This window comes from Erythrobacter sp. QSSC1-22B, assembly GCF_001678665.1.
Lineage (GTDB): Bacteria > Pseudomonadota > Alphaproteobacteria > Sphingomonadales > Sphingomonadaceae > Qipengyuania.
On sequence record NZ_LZRP01000002.1, the window covers coordinates 264,546 to 280,938 of the forward strand.

17 protein-coding genes and 1 tRNA gene are annotated in these 16,393 nt (G+C 66.1%); 12 read left to right on the forward strand and 6 right to left on the reverse strand.

Going from position 1 to position 16,393, the window contains the following annotated elements:
- Positions 1–37: 37 nt before the first annotated feature.
- Positions 38–334 (forward strand): GNAT family N-acetyltransferase, encoded by a 297-nt coding sequence (locus A9995_RS05055; RefSeq protein ID WP_067609969.1) that lies wholly within the window; start codon positions 38–40, stop codon positions 332–334.
- Here the strand turns inward: A9995_RS05055 and A9995_RS05060 are convergent.
- The 4 genes from A9995_RS05060 to A9995_RS05075 form a co-directional block, all read right to left on the reverse strand.
- Positions 331–1,860 (reverse strand): PH domain-containing protein, encoded by a 1,530-nt coding sequence (locus A9995_RS05060; RefSeq protein ID WP_233998086.1) that lies wholly within the window; start codon positions 1,858–1,860, stop codon positions 331–333. The two genes, A9995_RS05055 and A9995_RS05060, sit on opposite strands and share 4 nt — an antisense overlap.
- A 98-nt stretch (positions 1,861–1,958) precedes the next feature.
- On the reverse strand, positions 1,959–2,426 hold the full coding sequence (locus A9995_RS05065; RefSeq protein ID WP_067609971.1) for a PH domain-containing protein: 468 nt from the start codon (positions 2,424–2,426) through the stop codon (positions 1,959–1,961).
- Positions 2,427–2,459: 33 nt separating this feature from the next.
- On the reverse strand, positions 2,460–3,629 hold the full coding sequence (locus A9995_RS05070; RefSeq protein ID WP_067609973.1) for an acyl-CoA dehydrogenase family protein: 1,170 nt from the start codon (positions 3,627–3,629) through the stop codon (positions 2,460–2,462).
- A 107-nt stretch (positions 3,630–3,736) separates the two neighbouring features.
- Positions 3,737–3,811: transfer RNA gene (locus tag A9995_RS05075), tRNA-Thr, on the reverse strand.
- A 114-nt stretch (positions 3,812–3,925) separates the two neighbouring features.
- On the opposite strand from A9995_RS05075, the gene A9995_RS16980 reads away from it, so the two are divergent.
- The 9 genes from A9995_RS16980 (at position 3,926) to A9995_RS05115 (ending at position 11,749) form a co-directional block, all read left to right on the forward strand.
- The gene (locus tag A9995_RS16980) at positions 3,926–4,066 is read left to right on the forward strand and encodes a hypothetical protein (protein ID WP_168157337.1); all 141 of its coding nucleotides are present in this window, start codon (positions 3,926–3,928) and stop codon (positions 4,064–4,066) included.
- A gap of 34 nt (positions 4,067–4,100) precedes the next feature.
- On the forward strand, positions 4,101–4,790 hold the full coding sequence (gpmA, locus tag A9995_RS05080; protein ID WP_067609975.1) for a 2,3-diphosphoglycerate-dependent phosphoglycerate mutase: 690 nt from the start codon (positions 4,101–4,103) through the stop codon (positions 4,788–4,790).
- Positions 4,791–4,792: 2 nt separating this feature from the next.
- Positions 4,793–5,281, forward strand: a complete 489-nt coding sequence (gene purE, locus A9995_RS05085; protein ID WP_067609977.1) for a 5-(carboxyamino)imidazole ribonucleotide mutase — start codon at positions 4,793–4,795, stop codon at positions 5,279–5,281.
- The gene (locus A9995_RS05090; RefSeq protein ID WP_067609980.1) at positions 5,281–6,357 is read left to right on the forward strand and encodes a 5-(carboxyamino)imidazole ribonucleotide synthase; all 1,077 of its coding nucleotides are present in this window, start codon (positions 5,281–5,283) and stop codon (positions 6,355–6,357) included. Before purE ends, A9995_RS05090 begins: the two co-directional genes overlap by 1 nt.
- Positions 6,354–6,851 carry a dihydrofolate reductase gene (locus tag A9995_RS05095; RefSeq protein ID WP_067609982.1) on the forward strand — a complete coding sequence of 166 codons (498 nt, stop codon included), beginning with the start codon at positions 6,354–6,356 and terminating at the stop codon, positions 6,849–6,851. Before A9995_RS05090 ends, A9995_RS05095 begins: the two co-directional genes overlap by 4 nt.
- Positions 6,848–7,774, forward strand: a complete 927-nt coding sequence (locus A9995_RS05100) for a bifunctional riboflavin kinase/FAD synthetase (protein ID WP_067609984.1) — start codon at positions 6,848–6,850, stop codon at positions 7,772–7,774. The genes A9995_RS05095 and A9995_RS05100 overlap by 4 nt, the downstream gene beginning before the upstream one ends.
- A gap of 98 nt (positions 7,775–7,872) precedes the next feature.
- A complete protein-coding gene (gene ileS, locus A9995_RS05105; protein ID WP_067609986.1) occupies positions 7,873–10,806 on the forward strand; it encodes an isoleucine--tRNA ligase in 2,934 nt (977 codons plus the stop codon).
- Positions 10,803–11,342, forward strand: a complete 540-nt coding sequence (gene lspA / locus A9995_RS05110; protein WP_199797215.1) for a signal peptidase II — start codon at positions 10,803–10,805, stop codon at positions 11,340–11,342. The genes ileS and lspA overlap by 4 nt, the downstream gene beginning before the upstream one ends.
- Positions 11,339–11,749 (forward strand): DUF3035 domain-containing protein, encoded by a 411-nt coding sequence (locus tag A9995_RS05115; protein WP_067609989.1) that lies wholly within the window; start codon positions 11,339–11,341, stop codon positions 11,747–11,749. The genes lspA and A9995_RS05115 overlap by 4 nt, the downstream gene beginning before the upstream one ends.
- Positions 11,750–11,764: 15 nt before the next feature.
- Here A9995_RS05115 and A9995_RS05120 read toward each other — a convergent pair whose 3' ends face one another.
- Positions 11,765–13,093 (reverse strand): hemolysin family protein, encoded by a 1,329-nt coding sequence (locus A9995_RS05120; protein WP_067609991.1) that lies wholly within the window; start codon positions 13,091–13,093, stop codon positions 11,765–11,767.
- A gap of 183 nt (positions 13,094–13,276) precedes the next feature.
- On the opposite strand from A9995_RS05120, the gene A9995_RS05125 reads away from it, so the two are divergent.
- Positions 13,277–13,981, forward strand: coding sequence for an OmpA family protein (locus A9995_RS05125; RefSeq protein WP_067609993.1), 705 nt, complete (start codon positions 13,277–13,279; stop codon positions 13,979–13,981).
- Between the two features lie 121 nt (positions 13,982–14,102).
- Here the strand turns inward: A9995_RS05125 and A9995_RS05130 are convergent, their stop codons facing one another.
- Complete coding sequence (locus A9995_RS05130) at positions 14,103–14,891, reverse strand: 3'(2'),5'-bisphosphate nucleotidase CysQ (RefSeq protein WP_067610346.1); 789 nt, start codon at positions 14,889–14,891, stop codon at positions 14,103–14,105.
- 114 nt (positions 14,892–15,005) lie between these two features.
- Between A9995_RS05130 and sucC the strand changes: the two genes are divergently transcribed.
- Positions 15,006–16,205: an ADP-forming succinate--CoA ligase subunit beta gene (gene sucC / locus A9995_RS05135; RefSeq protein ID WP_067609995.1), complete on the forward strand. Its 1,200-nt coding sequence runs from the start codon at positions 15,006–15,008 to the stop codon at positions 16,203–16,205.
- Positions 16,206–16,393: the final 188 nt, after the last annotated feature.

The following is a 16,393-nucleotide window of genomic DNA, read 5'->3' on the forward strand; positions in this document are numbered from 1 at the left end:
CGGCGTTGCTTGCAAGACAGCGAAAGGACCACCCCCCATGGCCGACACAGCCCTGACGATCGAACGACACGACAATGGCAGCGGCGGCGAATACATCGCGCATGTGGCCGATACCGACGCGACCGGAAAACTCACCTGGGTGAAACGCGGCACTGCGCGGGTCGCCGAACACACGCTGGTTCCCGCCGTGTTGCGCGGCCAGGGCATCGCGTCCGAGCTGGTCAAGGCACTTGTCGCCGATGCCCGCGAGCAGGGCTTCACAATCGTGCCGACCTGCTCCTACGTCGCCGCGAAATTCGACGAGCACCCCGAGTGGAGCGATCTGCGCGCCTAGACCAGTTCGCTGAAGTCGCGGCCCGCGATCGATTCGAGCACCGCCGCGCGCAATTCGCGCGCCCGGTCGAGCGATATCCCCGAAATCGCGAATTTGCCACCGGCGAGCCCGAGGCTGAGCGTCGCATAGCCACGCCGCCGCGCGATCGGACCCTGGCTGATCTCGACCGACTGCAGCTTCACCCGCGAGGCGATCGCCAGCCTGGGCGCCAGGAAATTGCGCCGCAGGAACAGCTGGCTGGCATCGACGCCTGTGGCGACGAAGCGCCAGTTGGCGAATTCCATCGCCGCGATGACGGCAAACCCGGCCAGCGGCAGCAGGGCGAGCAGTCCCTGCCCCGCCACTGCCAGACCAACCGCCAGCGGAAACATGACCAGACCCGCCATAACCACCTGATCGGTCCGGTACTGGCGGGTCGCCCTTTGCCAGTCGAGCCCTTCATCCGGCAGATGGAAGCCCGTCACCGCGACGATCGGCGCGATTTCCTTGGCCTGCGCGAAGGGGGCGACGCTGTGATTGGCCGAACCGCTGTCCTGCGCCAGGCTGACCACCTTGAGTTCGCGCCAGCCGAACCAGCGCCGCACCACGCCGGTGCCCATCCGCAGCGCCTGCACCCGGTGGATCGGCATCACCACATCGGTGCGCGTCAGCAGCCCGCGGCGGCGGCGCAGGCCCTTGTCGGTGCGTTCGAGCCGGAAGTCCCATTCGCGTAAACCGGTCCGGACCAGACCGGTGAGAAAACCAAGCGTGGTGAAAGTCACCACGGCGATGGTCCCGCCGGCGATCTGCGCGGCGACGCCCAGCCCGGCGAGCCAGCGTCCCGGGCCCGCCAGCCGGTCCTGCCAGGCGTCGAAATCCCACAGGTCGAAGGGGAGCAGGAAATCGAATTGTTGCGCGGCCCCGGCCCCCACCGCGACCACCGCGAGCGAGAATTCGAACAGTCCGAAGGTCACCACCCGGCGCGGCCCCATCGCGAACAGCGGCGGCAGCGCTTCACAAGTCTCGGCGGGGGCGCCTTCATCGGACATGACGACCGCGCCGTCCTTCTGGCTGCGGACCACTTCGCGCAAGCGCTCGCCTTCGGCCTCGGCGAGATAGGACAGCTTGAGCTCGTCCTTGCCGCCAGCCCCGGTCTCGAACCGCACCTCGACCAGCCCGAACAGGCGCGGGATCAGCTTTTGTTCGAGGCTGACATCCTGGATCCGCTCATAGGGCACCGAACGCGCAGCGCGCGAGATCACCCCGCTCTCGACGCGGATGTCGCTGGCGCCGATCCGGTAGGTGAAGCGGTACCAGTTGAGATAGGACAGCGCGGTGCTGACCGCGAGAATGGCGAGCACTGCGGGAATGGCGAACAGCAGTCTGGTCGGTTCGCCATCGAGAACCGCATAGGCACCGAATGCCAGCGGGAGCGCGACCTGCCCGAGCGAGGCGATCGCGCCGACGATGAAGCTCCTGGGGTCGGTGCGTTGGCCGTCGCCCATATCCTCGGCAGCACCATCCTCCTGCCCGGCCGCGACAGGCAACGGGTCAGGTGACGGGTCAGGTGACGGGTCAGATGACCGGGCAGGTGCCGTAACAGGCACTGTAACAGACCGCTTATCCGGCGGGGGCCGGTCGTCCATCACAGCGTGTCGCGCCGGATCGCCGCTCGGATCGCGTCGCGCATCGCCAGCGCATCGGCGTGCTTCAGGCCGGGAAGATGGACCGAGGCGTTGTGGCTGCCCGCGGTGTGCACGGTCAGCGTGGCGATATCGTAGGCGCGTTCCAGCGGACCCTGATCGACATCGATATGCTGCACCCGCCCGAACGGCACCACCGTGTCCGAATGGAACAGCATGCCCCTGACCACTCGCAGCCGCTCGTCGACCATGACATAGCCGCGCGCCTGCCAGCGGCGCTGAGGCAAGCGCAGCAGGATGGCCGCAGCGAGCAGCAGATAGGGGATCACGACGACACCGTTCCAGCCCGGGATCGCCACCTCGGCGGCGATCGTCGGGACCAGCAGGATCGCCAGCCAGACCGCGGTCACGATCCGCATCACCGACCTATAGGCGGGGTCCAGCGGGGTTAGCGGGTCGTTATCATCCATTGGCGTCCTATCTAGGCAATACACTCGCGCGAATCAACGCCGCTGGTCGAACCGTCTGCCGATCATCGCGGCGGTGATGTTGGTCTTCTGGACATCGATCGCGCCGCCCGCGATTCCCCAGGCGAACCCGTCGCGAAGCCGCTGCTCCATGCCGTATTCCTTGTGATAGCCGTAGCCGCCCATCACCTGCATCCCCTGCGCGGTGACCTCGCGGACGATCTCGTTGGCATAGCATTTCGCCACGCTGCTCTCGAAAACCGAGGGCAGCCCGTTGGCCTCCTCGGAGGAGTTCACCACCGCGCGATAGATCAGCAGCCGCGCGGCCTCGACCCGCATCGCCATCTCCGCGAGTTTCAATTGCACGCCCTGAAAATCGACGATCGGCTTGCCGAAGGCCTTGCGCTCCTGCGTGTAGGCGATCGCCTGATCGAGCGCGGCCTGCGCTAGACCAAGGCTCTGCGTCGCATTGCCGCAGCGCTCGAGCCCGAAGGCCTGCATCAGCTGGCCGAACCCACCCGCGCCGATCACCAGATTGTCTTTGGGCACCTTCACATCGTCGAACAGGATGTCGCGGGTCTCGATCCCGCGAAAGCCCATCAGCTCCTCGCGCGCGCCGAACGAGACCCCGTCCAGTTCCTTGTCGACCAGCAGCGCGCCGATGCCCTTGGCAGCCGGTTCGTCCGACAGCCGACAATAGGTGACGTAATAGCGCGCATGCCCCGCACCGCTGGTCCAGCGCTTGGTGCCGTTGAGCAGATAATGATCGCCCTGGTCGCTGGCATGGGTGGTCAGCTCGGTCAGCGCGGTCCCGGCATCGGGTTCGGACATCGACACCGCCACCGTCGCTTCGCCTGCGGTGACCTGCGGGATGATCCGTTGCTTGAGTTCCTCGGAGCCGAATCGCTCGAGCGTGCGCACCGGCCCGACCAGCGCCTCGAACACCGGGAACGCGACCGCGTTGGAGATCATCGCGAATTGTTCGAGCACGAGGATCGCCTCGAAATGGCCCAGCCCCAGACCGCCATATTGCTCGGGCAGATTGACCCCGAGGAACCCCATCTCGCCGTAACGGCGGACCATCTCGGCGGGGACCGAGAAATCCTTCGCCTCCATCTCGCGCGCCAGCTCGGGCAGTTCGTTCTGCGCGAATTTGCGCGCGCTGTCCTGAAGCTCGCGCTGCTGTTCGGTAAGCTGGAAATGCATGCCGGCTGTGTCCTCCCTCAAGTCCGGGCGGACAGGTGGCGCAGCGCGCCGCATTGCGCAAGCGCCTCCGCGCTTGCGCCGGCATCGAGCCAAATCGGTTGGGATAATGGTGCTGCTGGGGAGGATTGAACTCCCGACCTCGTCATTACCAATGACGCGCTCTACCACTGAGCTACAGCAGCACGGAACCTGCCCCGAAAACCGGGGAATGCAGGAGGCGCGCGCTATTGTCAGAGCCGGACCCAATGTCAAGCGATGCTTGAGCTTGGCGCGCTTCGCGGTCACAGACAGACACGATGGAAAAGCCCGACAGAAAAGCGACGCGCGAGGAACGGCTTGCTGCGCAATTGCGCGCGAACCTGCGCCGCCGCAAGGCCCAGGCGCGCCAGCAGACCGATTCGGACGTGGTGCTTCCAAAACCCGATCCGGGCGGCTAACGAAACCCGCTCCTAGGATTTGCCCGGAGCCTCAATGCCCAAACTCATTCTCGTTCGTCACGGCCAGAGCGAATGGAACCTCGCCAACCGCTTCACCGGCTGGTGGGATGTCGGCCTGACCGAAAAGGGCGTCGAAGAGGCCATCGCCGCGGGCCGCCTGCTCGCCGAGCGCGAGTTGCTGCCGACCGTCGCCTTCACCTCCTACCAGTCGCGGGCGATCAAGACGCTCAACCTCGCGCTCGAGGCCTGCGACCGGCTGTGGATCCCGGTGACCAAGGACTGGCGGCTCAACGAACGGCATTACGGCGGGCTGACCGGGCTCGACAAGCAGGAGACGCGCGAGAAATACGGCGACGAGCAGGTGCATATCTGGCGGCGCAGCTTCGATGTGCCCCCGCCCGAGATGGAAGCAGGCAGCGAGTTCGATCTCTCCGACGATCCGCGCTATGCCGGGGTGCCGGTGCCGCGCGCCGAAAGCCTCGCGCTCACCATCGAACGCGTGCTGCCCTATTGGGAAAGCGAAATCCTGCCGGTGCTGTCGAGCGGCGAAACGGTGCTGATCTCGGCGCATGGCAATTCGCTGCGCGCGCTGGTGAAGCATCTCTCGGGCATCTCCGACGAGGCGATCACGGGCCTGGAGATTCCCACCGGCCAGCCGATCGTCTACGAGTTCGGCGACAATCTGCGCCCCTCGCGCGAACGCTATTACCTCAAGGACGCGTGACCATGGCGCAGGATGCGAAAGTGGCGATCGTCATGGGCAGCCAGTCCGACTGGCCGACGATGCAGAATTGCGCCGCGGTTCTGAAGGAGCTCGAGGTCGCCACCGATGTGCGGATCGTCTCGGCGCACCGCACTCCCGACAGGATGTATGATTTCGCGCGCCAGGCCGAGGGCGACGGCATCAGCGTGATCATCGCCGGTGCGGGCGGCGCGGCGCATCTGCCCGGCATGATCGCGGCGCTGACCCATCTGCCGGTGCTGGGCGTACCGGTGCAGTCGCGCGCGCTGAGCGGTCAGGACAGCCTGCTCTCGATCGTCCAGATGCCAGCCGGGGTCCCGGTCGGGACGCTGGCGATCGGCGAGGCGGGCGCGACCAACGCCGGGCTGCTCGCCGCGAGCATTCTGGCGGGTAGCGACGCGGCATTGACCGAACGGCTCAAGGCCTGGCGGCAGGCGCGCAGCGACGCGGTGGCGGAACGGCCGCAGGACTGATGCTGAAACCGGGCAGCACGATCGGGATCCTCGGCGGAGGACAATTGGGCCGTATGCTCGCGATCGAGGGCGCGCGGCTGGGCTATCGCTGCGTCGGCTATGCGCCCGAGGGCGACAATGTCGCCGCCGAGGTCTGCGCCGATTTCTTCGTCGCCCGCTGGGACGACACCGCCGCGCTGGCCGCTTTCGCCGCGCAATGCGATGCGATCACCTATGAATTCGAGAATGTGCCATTGAGCGTGTTCGACACGCTCCCGGTCGAGCCGGTATTCCCGCCGCGCAAGGCGCTCGAAGTGGCGCAGGACCGGCTGGCGGAGAAGCGCTTCGTCGAGGGGCTCGGCGGGCGGCCAGCGCTCCATGCAGCGATCGATTCGCGCGCGGATCTGGACGATGCGGTCGAGCGGATCGGGACACCGGGCATCCTCAAGACCCGGCGTGAAGGCTATGATGGCAAGGGGCAGTGGCGGATCGCATCTGCGCATGACGCGGAATCGGTGCAATTGTCCGGCGGTCCGGCGATCTACGAGGGCTTCGTCGATTTCGGCGCGGAGTTTTCGGTGATCCTGGTGCGGGGACAGGATGGCGATGTGCGGTTCTGGGAATCGGCCCGCAACGTTCATCGCGACGGGATTCTCGCCACTTCCTCGCTGCCCGCGGGCGAAGCGATTGCGGGGCAAGTTGAGGAAACACATGCGCTGGCGAAGCTTGTGGCTGATGCGCTGGATTATGTCGGGGTGCTGACGCTGGAGTTTTTCGCGACGACGAATGGCCCTGTTTTCAACGAGATGGCGCCGCGGGTCCACAATTCGGGGCATTGGACGATCGAGGGCGCGGTCACCAGCCAGTTTGCCAACCACATGCGCGCGGTCGCGGGGCTGCCGCTGGGCGACACCGCCACCGTCGCCGAGACCGTGACCATGACCAATCTCATCGGCAAGGATTCCGCCAGCGCGCAGACGCTGCTGGGCGAGCCCGACACGCATCTGCACCTCTATGGCAAGAAGCAGGCGCGCGCGGGGCGCAAGATGGGGCATGTCACGCGGCTGACCCGCCGGACCGGTTCCGGCCAATCGTGAACCGGGACATCTTCCTGATCTACGCCCGCGCCGCCAATGGCGCGATCGGGCGCGAGGGGCGGCTGCCGTGGCACCTCCCCGCCGATCTGGCGCATTTCAAGGCGCTGACCATGGGCTGCCCGATGATCATGGGCCGCAAGACCTTCGAGAGCCTGCCCGGCCTGCTGCCGGGGCGGCGCCATATCGTGATGACCCGGCGCGAGCGCTGGGACAGCGAGGGCGCCGAAGTCGTCCGCTCGGTCGAAGGGGCGCTCGCCGCTGCAGGTGACGGCGGGATCGCGGTAATCGGTGGCGCGGCGATTTTCGACAGCTTCGTCAAAATCGCCATCCGCGCCGAAGTGACCGAGATCCACGCCGATTTCGCGGGCGACGTGTTCATGCCCGAATTGGGCGCAGGCTGGGAGGTCGCCGCACGCGAGGACCATCCGGCGGCGGGCGAGCGCCCCGCCTATTCCTTCGTCACCTATCGCAAGCTGCGGGAGGACGAAGCATGAGGTGGCTCGATCACCGCGAGCCGGTCCCTGAACCTTTGCGCGGTGCCATCATCGCGTTGGGCAATTTCGACGGCTTTCACCTTGGCCACCAGCAGGTCGCGGGCGAGGCGATCGAATGGGCGCGCGCCGAGGGCCGCCCGGCGATCATTGCCACTTTCGATCCGCATCCGGTGCGCTTCTTCCGCCCCGAGGTGCCGCCGTTCCGGCTGACCACGCTCGAACAGCGGCAGGAACTCTATCTCGCCGCGGGCGCGACCGCGATGCTGGTGTTCCATTTCGACGGCGCGCTGGCGGGCACCCCCGCCGAGGATTTCATCGCCGAGATCCTGATCGAGCGGCTCGGCGCGCATGGCGTGGTGACCGGCGAGGACTTCAAATACGGCCAGGGTGCCAAGGGCGATGTCGCGCTGCTGCGCGGCTTTGGCGCCGAGCGCGGACTGACGACGCGCACCGTGGGCGCGGTGATGGATGGCGGTGAGCCGATTTCTTCCAGCCGGGTGCGCAATGCGCTGAAAGACGGCGACCCCCAAGAGGCCGCACGGCTGCTCACCCGCCCCTTCGCGATCCGCGGCGTGGTCGAGCATGGCGACAAGCGCGGCCGGACCATCGGCTATCCCACCGCCAATCTGGCGATCGAGAGCTATCTGCGCCCGCGCTACGGCATCTATGCGGTGACGGGGCGGATCCTCGCCAGCGGCGAAGTGCTCAAGGGAGCGGCCAATGTCGGGATCCGCCCGCAATTCGATCCGCCCAAGGAATTGCTCGAGCCCTATTTCTTCGATTTTTCGGGCGATCTCTACGGGCAGGAAATCGAGGTGGCATTCCACCATTTCCTGCGGCCCGAGGCGAAATTCGATTCGCTCGATGATCTGGTGACGCAGATGGATGCCGATTGCGGGCGGGCTCGGGAATTGCTCGGGTAGGTTGCGCGCTTCGGCACGGGTTTCGCCCTAAACCGCCCTGCAGAACCCGCGCGCGAACAAATTGCTCAAACCGCGCGCCCCGGCTAAGGCCCGCCGCCATGACCGAACCGCGCGATTACCGAGATACCGTCTTCCTGCCGAAGACCGATTTCCCCATGAAGGCCGGGCTGCCGCAAAAGGAGCCGGGTATCCTCGCGCGCTGGCAGCAGGAGAAGCTCTACGAGGAGCTGCGCGCGGCCCGCGCGGGGCGCGAGAAATTCATCCTTCACGATGGCCCGCCCTACGCGAATGGCGACATTCATGTCGGCCACGCGCTCAACCATGTGCTCAAGGACATGGTCTGCCGCACGCAGACGCTGCTGGGCAAGGATGCACCCTATGTTCCGGGCTGGGATTGCCACGGCCTGCCGATCGAGTGGAAGGTCGAGGAGCAGTATCGCAAGAAGAAGCTCAACAAGGACGAGGTCCCCGCGGCCGAGTTCCGCGCCGAATGCCGCGCCTATGCGCAAAAATGGGTGGATGTGCAGCGCGAACAGCTCAAGCGGCTGGGCATCCTTGGCGATTGGGACAATCCCTATCTGACGATGGACCCGCAGGCCGAAGGCACGATCGTCGCCGAGCTGATGAAGTTTGCCGAGAGCGGCAATCTTTACCGCGGGTCGAAACCGATCATGTGGTCGCCGGTCGAAAAGACCGCGCTGGCCGAAGCCGAGATCGAATACGAGGACCTGACCGACAGCCCGCAGATCGACGTGGCGTTCGAGATTGTTGAATCGGCGGTGCCTGAACTGGTCGGCGCCTATGCGGTGATCTGGACGACGACGCCTTGGACGATCCCGGTCAACCAGGCTTTGGCTTATGGACCGGATGTTGCCTATGAACTTCTGAACGCGAGCGACGGCAATACGTATCTCGTTGCCCATGAACTTCGCGACGAATTCCTAGAGCGGACTGGACTTCGGGTGGTCGATGCTCCGGGTCAGCCAGACATTGGTTCAGCCAACGATGTGGTCGACTGGATGGATGCTCACACGGTAACTGGGTCAAAACTTGCAGGGACCAAGGCTCGCCACCCCATGCACCACCTCGGCGGGTTCTACGAAACACTCCGCCCCCTCCTCGCGGGCGATTTCGTCACCACCGACAGCGGAACCGGCCTTGTTCACATGTCCCCCGATCACGGCGAGGACGATTTCGATCTGTGCAAGGCGAATGGCCTCAACCCGGTGTTCGCGGTCGATGACAGCGGGCTGTATCGCGACGACTGGCCGTGGCTCGGCGGGGATGACGAGCGCCGCCGCTCGGTCATCAACAAGCCCTTCAACGCGCCCGACGGACCGATCTGCAACGATCTGCGCGAAGCGGGTGCGCTGCTCAGCGCCAGCGGCGATTACCGGCATTCCTACCCGCATTCGTGGCGGTCCAAGGCCAAGGTGATCTATCGCTGCACACCCCAGTGGTTCGTGCCGATGGACCGCCCCATGGAGTGGATCGAACCCAAGAGCAAAGCCGACAAGAGCTGGGAAAGCGAAGGCGGGGCGATCGATCCCGCCGAAGAAGGCCTCTGCGATTCCCCCACCCTGCGCGGGCGGGCGCTGGAGGAAATCCAGCGGGTCGAGTTCATCCCCCAGAAGGGCGAACGCCGCATCGGCTCGATGGTCGAGGGCCGCCCCGACTGGGTGCTGTCGCGCCAGCGCGCCTGGGGTGTGCCGATCACGTTGTTCGTGAAGCCCGACGGCAGCTATCTGCAGGACCCGGAGGTCAACGCGCGGATCGTCGCCGCCATCGGCACCGAAGGCGTCGATGCCTGGGACGAGAGCCGCAAGGCCGAATATCTCGGCGCCGATCACGATCCCGCTGACTGGGACATGGTCACCGATATTCTCGATGTCTGGTTCGATTCAGGCTGCACGCATGCATTCGTGCTGGAAAGCGGGCGCTGGCCCGCGCTGCAATGGCCCGCCGATCTCTATCTCGAAGGTTCGGACCAGCATCGCGGCTGGTTCCAGTCCTCGCTGATGGAAAGCTGCGCCACCCGCGGCCGCGCGCCCTACGATCGGGTGCTGACCCATGGCTTCACGATGGACAGCCAGGGCAAGAAGATGTCCAAGAGCCTTGGCAACACCATCGATCCCTTGAAGGTGATGGAGCAATATGGCGCGGATATCATCCGGCTGTGGGCGCTGAGCGTCGACTACACCGAGGATCACCGTATCGGCGACGAGATCCTCAAGGGCGTGGCCGACCAGTATCGCAAGCTCAGGAACACCTTCCGTTACCTGCTTGGCGCGCTCGACGGCTTCGTCGGCGATATGGGCGATGCGGGCGAGGTGCCCGAGCTGGAACGCTATGTCCTGGCGCTGCTCGCCGAGCTCGACGGAAAGCTGCGCACTGCCGCGCTGGCATACGATTTTAACGCTTACACCCGCCTGCTGGTCGATTTCTGCAACGAGGATCTCTCGGCGTTCTACTTCGATATCCGCAAGGATTGCCTCTATTGCGATGGCGAGGACAGCACCCGGCGCAACGCCTATCGCACCGTGCTCGACCTGCTGTTCCACGCGCTGGTGCGCTACGCCGCGCCGGTGCTGGTCTTCAGCGCCGAGGAGGTGTGGCAGACGCGCTACCCGGCAGCACCCGGCGAGGACGGCGGCAGCGTCCATTTGCTCGAATGGCCGGTGGTGCCCGGCGTCGCTGCAGACCAGAGCCGCTGGGAAGCCTTGCGCGAGCTTCGCGAGGACGTGATGGAGGCGATCGAGCCGCTGCGGCGCGAGAAGGTGATCCGCTCTGGGCTCGAGGCCGATGTCGTGGTGCCCGCCGCGCGCGTGCCCGCGGGCTTCGACGAGGCGGCGTTGGCCGAACTGTTCATCACCGCGTCAGTGACGACTGGCGATAGCGACGAAGTGACAGTGACCCGCACCTCGGACAACAAATGCGGCCGCTGCTGGCGGCTGCTCCCCAGCGTGGCCGAGGATGGCGCGCTGTGCGATCGTTGCGAGGATGTCGTCTCCCAGCTGGATGGTGTGGCATGAGCCGGACTTTGCGCAACCGCCTGATCGGCTGCTTTATCGCACTGGGCATCTTCGCGGTCGACCAGTGGACCAAATGGCTGGTGACCGAGCGGCTCGGGATCGACCGGGTCGGCGATGCAATGGAGCTGCTGCCGTTCTTCGATCTGCGTTTCACCCGCAATTTCGGCGTTTCGCTGGGCATGTTCGAGGCAACCAGCCCCGAGGCGCGCTGGGCGCTGGTCGGGGTGACCGCGCTGATCGCGCTGGTGGTGACGGTGTGGATGCTGCGCGAGAAGCTGCTCGGAGAGATCTTCGGGCTGGCGCTGATCCTCGGCGGGGCGCTGGGCAATATCCGCGACCGCTACGATCTGGGCTATGTCGTCGATTTCGCCGATCTGCATTTCGGCGAGTTCCGGCCCTTCCTGATCTTCAACGTCGCCGATGCGGCGATCACGATCGGCGTGGTGATTATCCTTGCCCGCGCCTTTCTCATACGCGACAATGTCGACGACCTGATGGATGAAACGGCGCCTTCCGCCGCGGAGAAGACTTCATGACCAAGCATCGTACCCTCGCCCTGCTCGCCGTTTCGGCGACCATGCTGTCCGCATGCGGCGGTGGCGGCTTCCTCAACCGCGACCGGCCCGACGAATTCGCGGTCCAGCGCCAGGCGCCGCTGGTGGTGCCGCCCGATTTCAACCTCGTGCCGCCTGCTCCGGGCGCCCCGCGCCCGTCCGAAGGCACCGCTTCGGAACAGGCGCTCGAAGCGCTGTTCGGCGGACCGGCAGCGCGCAGCGCAGTCGAAACCAGCGTGCTAGACCGCGCCGGAGCTGCGGCTCCCGGTATCCGCTCTTCGGTGGGCGATGCTGAGACCAACACCGTCGCCAAGGGCCGCGTGACCCGCGACATCATCGCCGCACCCGAAGGCGATGGCGCCGGCGCGCAGGCGGTCATCCCAGGCTAAGGTTACTGGCGGGGATCAGTCCTCGCCGAATTCGTCCGGCGCGGGCTCGGGGCCTTCGCGCGACACCAGCAGCTTGTCGATCCGGCGGCCGTCCATATCGACGACCTCGAAGCGCCAGCCCTGCTCGATGAAATGCTCGCCCTCCGCGGGCAGCTTGCGCAGCACCGCGAGCACAAACCCCGCGGCGGTCGCGAATTCGCGGTCTTCGGCGTAGGCGAGGCCGAGCCGGTCGCTCAGCGCATCCGCCGAGAGCGAGCCCGAGACCAGCAGCGAGCCATCCTCGCGTTCGATCACGCCGGGCGCCTCGCCATGTTCCTGATCGCTGGCGAAATCACCGACCAGCGCGGTCAGCACGTCGACCGGGGTCACGATGCCGTCGAGATGGCCGTATTCGTCGTGGACCATCGCCATCGCTACATCGGCCTGCTGGAGCACGCGCAGCGCGTCGACCGCGTCGAGCTGGTCGGGGACGACCTCGGCCTTCTTCATCAGGCTGCGCAGGTCGACCGGGCGGCCGGCCACCATATGCGACAGCACCTCGCGCACCTTGATCAGCCCCACAACCCGGTCGGGCGAACCTTCCGCGACGGGCAGGCAGGAGTGCGAACTCGCCTCGATTGTGGCGCGGATCTGGTCGGTGTTGGCATCGGCGTCGATCCAGTCGAGCTGGTTGCGCGGGGTCATCACCTCGCGCACCGGGCGTTCCGCCAGCCGGACCACCCCCTGCAACATCTGGTGCTGGGCGTGTTCGATCACCCCCGAGCGGGTCGCGTCGGCAAAGATCATCTGCAGCTCTTCCGCGGTCACCGCGGGCTGTCCAGAGGCGCGCACCCCCAGCAGCCGCAGCAATATCGCCGACGAGGTATCGAGCAGCCAGACCACCGGCGCGGCAACCCGCGAGAGGATCGCCATCGGGCGCGCCATCACCAGCGCGATCGGCACCGCCAGCCGCAGCGCGACCTGCTTGGGCACGAGTTCGCCGATGACGAGGCTGAAATAGGTGGTCAGCGCGATCACCAGCGCGAAGCCCGTCTGCGCGGCCCATTGCCCGGGCAATCCCAGCGCCGCCAGCCGCTCGCCCACCGGTCCGCCGAGGCTGGCGCCGGAATAGGCGCCGGCGATGATCCCGATCAGCGTGATGCCGATCTGCACGGTGGAGAGGAACTTGCCCGGGTCGGATGCCAGCCGCAGCGCGGTCCGGGCGCCGGGCGTTCCCTTCTGCGCGGCCCCGCGCAGCCGCGCGGTCCGGGCGGAAACGATCGCCAGTTCGGACATCGCAAAGACGCCGTTAAGCAGGATAAGCCCCGCGATGATGAAGAGGTCGGACCAGGGAAAGGGTGTCACCGGACGAGCGCTAGCACAATTGTGCGGGCAAGCCACCAGTTGAGGATCGCGGAACACCTGCGGGCTTCGCGAGTTGGAGGGGGACGGCGCGGAGTGGGCGCGCTTTGCAAACATCCCAATGCCGTGGTCGATCCGGTCTCGAACAGACGAGACCCGACCTCGCTAAAGAAGGACTGAGTTTCCATGAAAAATTCCAAAATTCTCGTCGCCACGCTGGCATCCGTCTCGCTGCTCGGCGTTTCGGCCTGTGTCACCGATCCCAACACCGGCGAGCAGAAGGTCTCTCGCACCGTCCTCGGCGGCGGCGGCGGCGCACTGCTGGGCGGTCTGCTCGGCGGGGTGATCGGCGGCAAGACCGGACGCATCATCGGTGCAGTGGGTGGCGCGGCGGCAGGCGGCTATGTCGGCTATCGCATGGATCAGCAGATCAAGGAGCTCGAGGAAGCGACCGCTGGCACCGGGGTCGATGTCACCCAGGTCGATGGCGGCCAGGCGATCCTCGTCAACCTTCCCGATGGCGTCACCTTCCAGACCGGCAGCTACACCATCAACCAGACCTTCCGGAACACGCTCGACCGCGTCGCGCAGAGCATGGTGCAATATCCCGGCAGCCTGATCGACGTCTATGGCTATACCGACTCGACCGGCTCGGACCAGTTCAACCAGCGGCTTTCGCAGCAGCGCGCCGAAGCCGTGGCCAGCTATCTGACAAGCCGCGGCGTCGCCTCGTCGCGGATCCGCTCGCAGGGCTTTGGCGAGGATCCGCGCTATTTCGTCGGCGACAATGCCACCGCGCAGGGCCGCGCACTCAACCGCCGGGTCGAGATCAAGATCATTCCCTTTGACGAGAACGACGTGCGCGAGGCGCAGGCCGCGCAAGGGATGTAATTCCGCTCCGGACTTCCGGATCAATCAAGGGAAGGGGTCGGTCGCAGGATCGGCCCCTTCTTTCATCGGGGTTCCTTTCGTCGGGATTCGTCCCTTCGTCCGGCTTCATCGCCTGCGGCAACTAGCCGTCCCGCTGGACGATCTGCGCCGCACGCCCCGCCAGCCGCTCGACCGCGGCGCCGTGAATCCCCGGCGCGCAGACGATCACTCCGAAGGCACGCGGATCGCGCTTGTTGTATTCGAGCGTGCGCCCGAAGGCGTCGGTGGTCGAGGCGCCGGCTTCGCGCGCGATCAGCGCAGCGGCGCCGATATCCCATTCGAAACCCCAGCGCAGCGTCGCCACCAGATCCGCCTCGTCCGCGGCCACCATGGCGATCCGCAGCGCGATCGAATTGGGTTTGTCGACCAGTAGGAGATCGCGATCCGGGGCGGGCAGCGAATCGGCCGGGACCCGCGCAGCGGGGAATTCGCTGCGAGTCGAGGCGCGCAGCGCGACGCCGTTGCGCAGCGCGCCGGCGCCCGCCACCGCGCTCCAGCTTTCGCTGCGCGCCGGAGCGGCAAGCGCGCCGATCAGCGGCCGCCCCGCGCTCACCAGCGCCACCGAGACGCACCAGCCCGACCGCCCGCGGATGAAATCGCGCGTCCCGTCGACCGGATCGACCAGCCAGATCAGCGAATTGGCAAGCCGCGCGGGGTCGTCCACCGTCTCCTCGGAAAGCCAGCCCGCCGAGGGCAGCAGCGCGCCCAGCTCGCGCTTGAGAAAGACATCGACCGCGATATCGGCCTCGCACACCGGCGCGCCGGGCTCCTTCTCCCAGCTCGCCACGGAATGACCCGCCCCCGGCCACAGATCGTGGGCGATGCGGCCCGCTTCGCGGACGATGGATTCGAGGCGCTGGCTGTCGATCATGAAGAAGCGCGGCAGGTGCACCCGAAGGCGGCACTTTTCAAGCGCGCCCAGACATGCTTATGCGACACGAAACTTCCACCCCCAATTCGCGGCGCGACAAGGACATTCCCCAAAATGAACATCCATGAATATCAGGCCAAGGAACTTCTCGCCAAGCACGGCATCGCGATCCCCGTCGGCCACGCCGCGATGAACGTCGAGGAAGCGGTTGCGGCCGCGAAGAAACTCCCCGGACCGCTCTATGTAGTGAAGGCGCAAATCCATGCCGGCGGCCGCGGCAAGGGCAAGTTCACCGAACTGGGTGCCGACGCCAAAGGCGGCGTCCGGCTCGCACACAGCATCGACGACGTCGCGAAGGACGCGGGCGAGATGCTCGGCAACACGCTGGTGACGATCCAGACCGGCGACGAGGGCAAGCAGGTCAACCGCCTCTACGTCACCGACGGGGTCGATATCGAATCCGAATATTACCTCTCGATGGTGGTCGATCGCGCCAGCGGGCAGGTCGCGATGATCGTGTCGACCGAGGGCGGGATGGACATCGAGGATGTCGCGCACAACACCCCCGACAAGATCGCGACCATCACGATCGACCCCGCGCAGGGCTTCATGCCGCATCACGGTCGCGCGGTCGCTTTCGCGCTCGAGCTGTCGGGCGATCTCAACAAGCAGGCGCAGAAGCTCGCCAAGCAGCTCTACACCGCGTTCATCGATCTGGATTGCGAGATGGTCGAGATCAATCCGCTGGTCGAGACCAAGGACGGCAATTTGCTGGTGCTCGACACCAAGATGAGCTTCGATGGCAACGCGCTCTATCGCCACCCCGATGTCCAGGCGCTGCGCGACGAGAGCGAGGAAGATCCCGCCGAAGTCGAGGCCAGCGAATACGACCTCGCCTATATCAAGCTCGACGGCACCATCGGCTGCATGGTCAACGGCGCCGGGCTCGCGATGGCGACGATGGACATCATCAAGCTCAACGGCGCCTTCCCTGCCAACTTCCTCGATGTCGGCGGCGGCGCCACCACCGAGAAGGTGACCGCGGCGTTCAAGATCATCCTCAAGGACCCGGCGGTCGAGGGCATCCTCGTCAACATCTTCGGCGGTATCATGAAGTGCGACGTAATTGCCAACGGCATCATCCAGGCGGCCAAGGACGTGAACCTGTCGGTTCCGCTGGTGGTTCGGCTGGAAGGCACCAATGTTGCCGCAGGCAAGGAAATCCTCGAGAATTCGGGCCTGCCGATCGTCAGCGCCAACGACCTCGGCGATGCCGCGCGCAAGATCGTCGCGGAAGTGAAGAAGGCCGCCTGAACGGGCGGATTGGCTGCTGCTGGCGAGCGCTTGCCCGGTGATTCGGGCCCGGCGTTCGCCAGCAGGCCGCCAACCGTTCTCCCGGCGCGCAGGTTGACGTTACGGTAAAGCGGTACTCCCGCCCGGGGGCTTGACCTTGGCCTCCCGGAACGCAATGTCCCGCCCACGCATTCGTTAGACAAGCGGCC

What these genes read in the sequence shown, in the direction of transcription:
- A9995_RS05055 (WP_067609969.1), top strand. Translation starts at nt 38, where the DNA reads ATGGCCGACACAGCCCTGACGATCGAACGACACGACAATGGCAGCGGC.
- A9995_RS05065 (WP_067609971.1), bottom strand. Translation starts at nt 2,426, where the DNA reads ATGGATGATAACGACCCGCTAACCCCGCTGGACCCCGCCTATAGGTCG.
- A9995_RS05070 (WP_067609973.1), bottom strand. Translation starts at nt 3,629, where the DNA reads ATGCATTTCCAGCTTACCGAACAGCAGCGCGAGCTTCAGGACAGCGCG.
- A9995_RS16980 (WP_168157337.1), top strand. Translation starts at nt 3,926, where the DNA reads ATGGAAAAGCCCGACAGAAAAGCGACGCGCGAGGAACGGCTTGCTGCG.
- gpmA (WP_067609975.1), top strand. Translation starts at nt 4,101, where the DNA reads ATGCCCAAACTCATTCTCGTTCGTCACGGCCAGAGCGAATGGAACCTC.
- purE (WP_067609977.1), top strand. Translation starts at nt 4,793, where the DNA reads ATGGCGCAGGATGCGAAAGTGGCGATCGTCATGGGCAGCCAGTCCGAC.
- A9995_RS05090 (WP_067609980.1), top strand. Translation starts at nt 5,281, where the DNA reads ATGCTGAAACCGGGCAGCACGATCGGGATCCTCGGCGGAGGACAATTG.
- A9995_RS05100 (WP_067609984.1), top strand. Translation starts at nt 6,848, where the DNA reads ATGAGGTGGCTCGATCACCGCGAGCCGGTCCCTGAACCTTTGCGCGGT.
- ileS (WP_067609986.1), top strand. Translation starts at nt 7,873, where the DNA reads ATGACCGAACCGCGCGATTACCGAGATACCGTCTTCCTGCCGAAGACC.
- lspA (WP_199797215.1), top strand. Translation starts at nt 10,803, where the DNA reads ATGAGCCGGACTTTGCGCAACCGCCTGATCGGCTGCTTTATCGCACTG.
- A9995_RS05115 (WP_067609989.1), top strand. Translation starts at nt 11,339, where the DNA reads ATGACCAAGCATCGTACCCTCGCCCTGCTCGCCGTTTCGGCGACCATG.
- A9995_RS05125 (WP_067609993.1), top strand. Translation starts at nt 13,277, where the DNA reads ATGAAAAATTCCAAAATTCTCGTCGCCACGCTGGCATCCGTCTCGCTG.
- A9995_RS05130 (WP_067610346.1), bottom strand. Translation starts at nt 14,891, where the DNA reads ATGATCGACAGCCAGCGCCTCGAATCCATCGTCCGCGAAGCGGGCCGC.
- sucC (WP_067609995.1), top strand. Translation starts at nt 15,006, where the DNA reads ATGAACATCCATGAATATCAGGCCAAGGAACTTCTCGCCAAGCACGGC.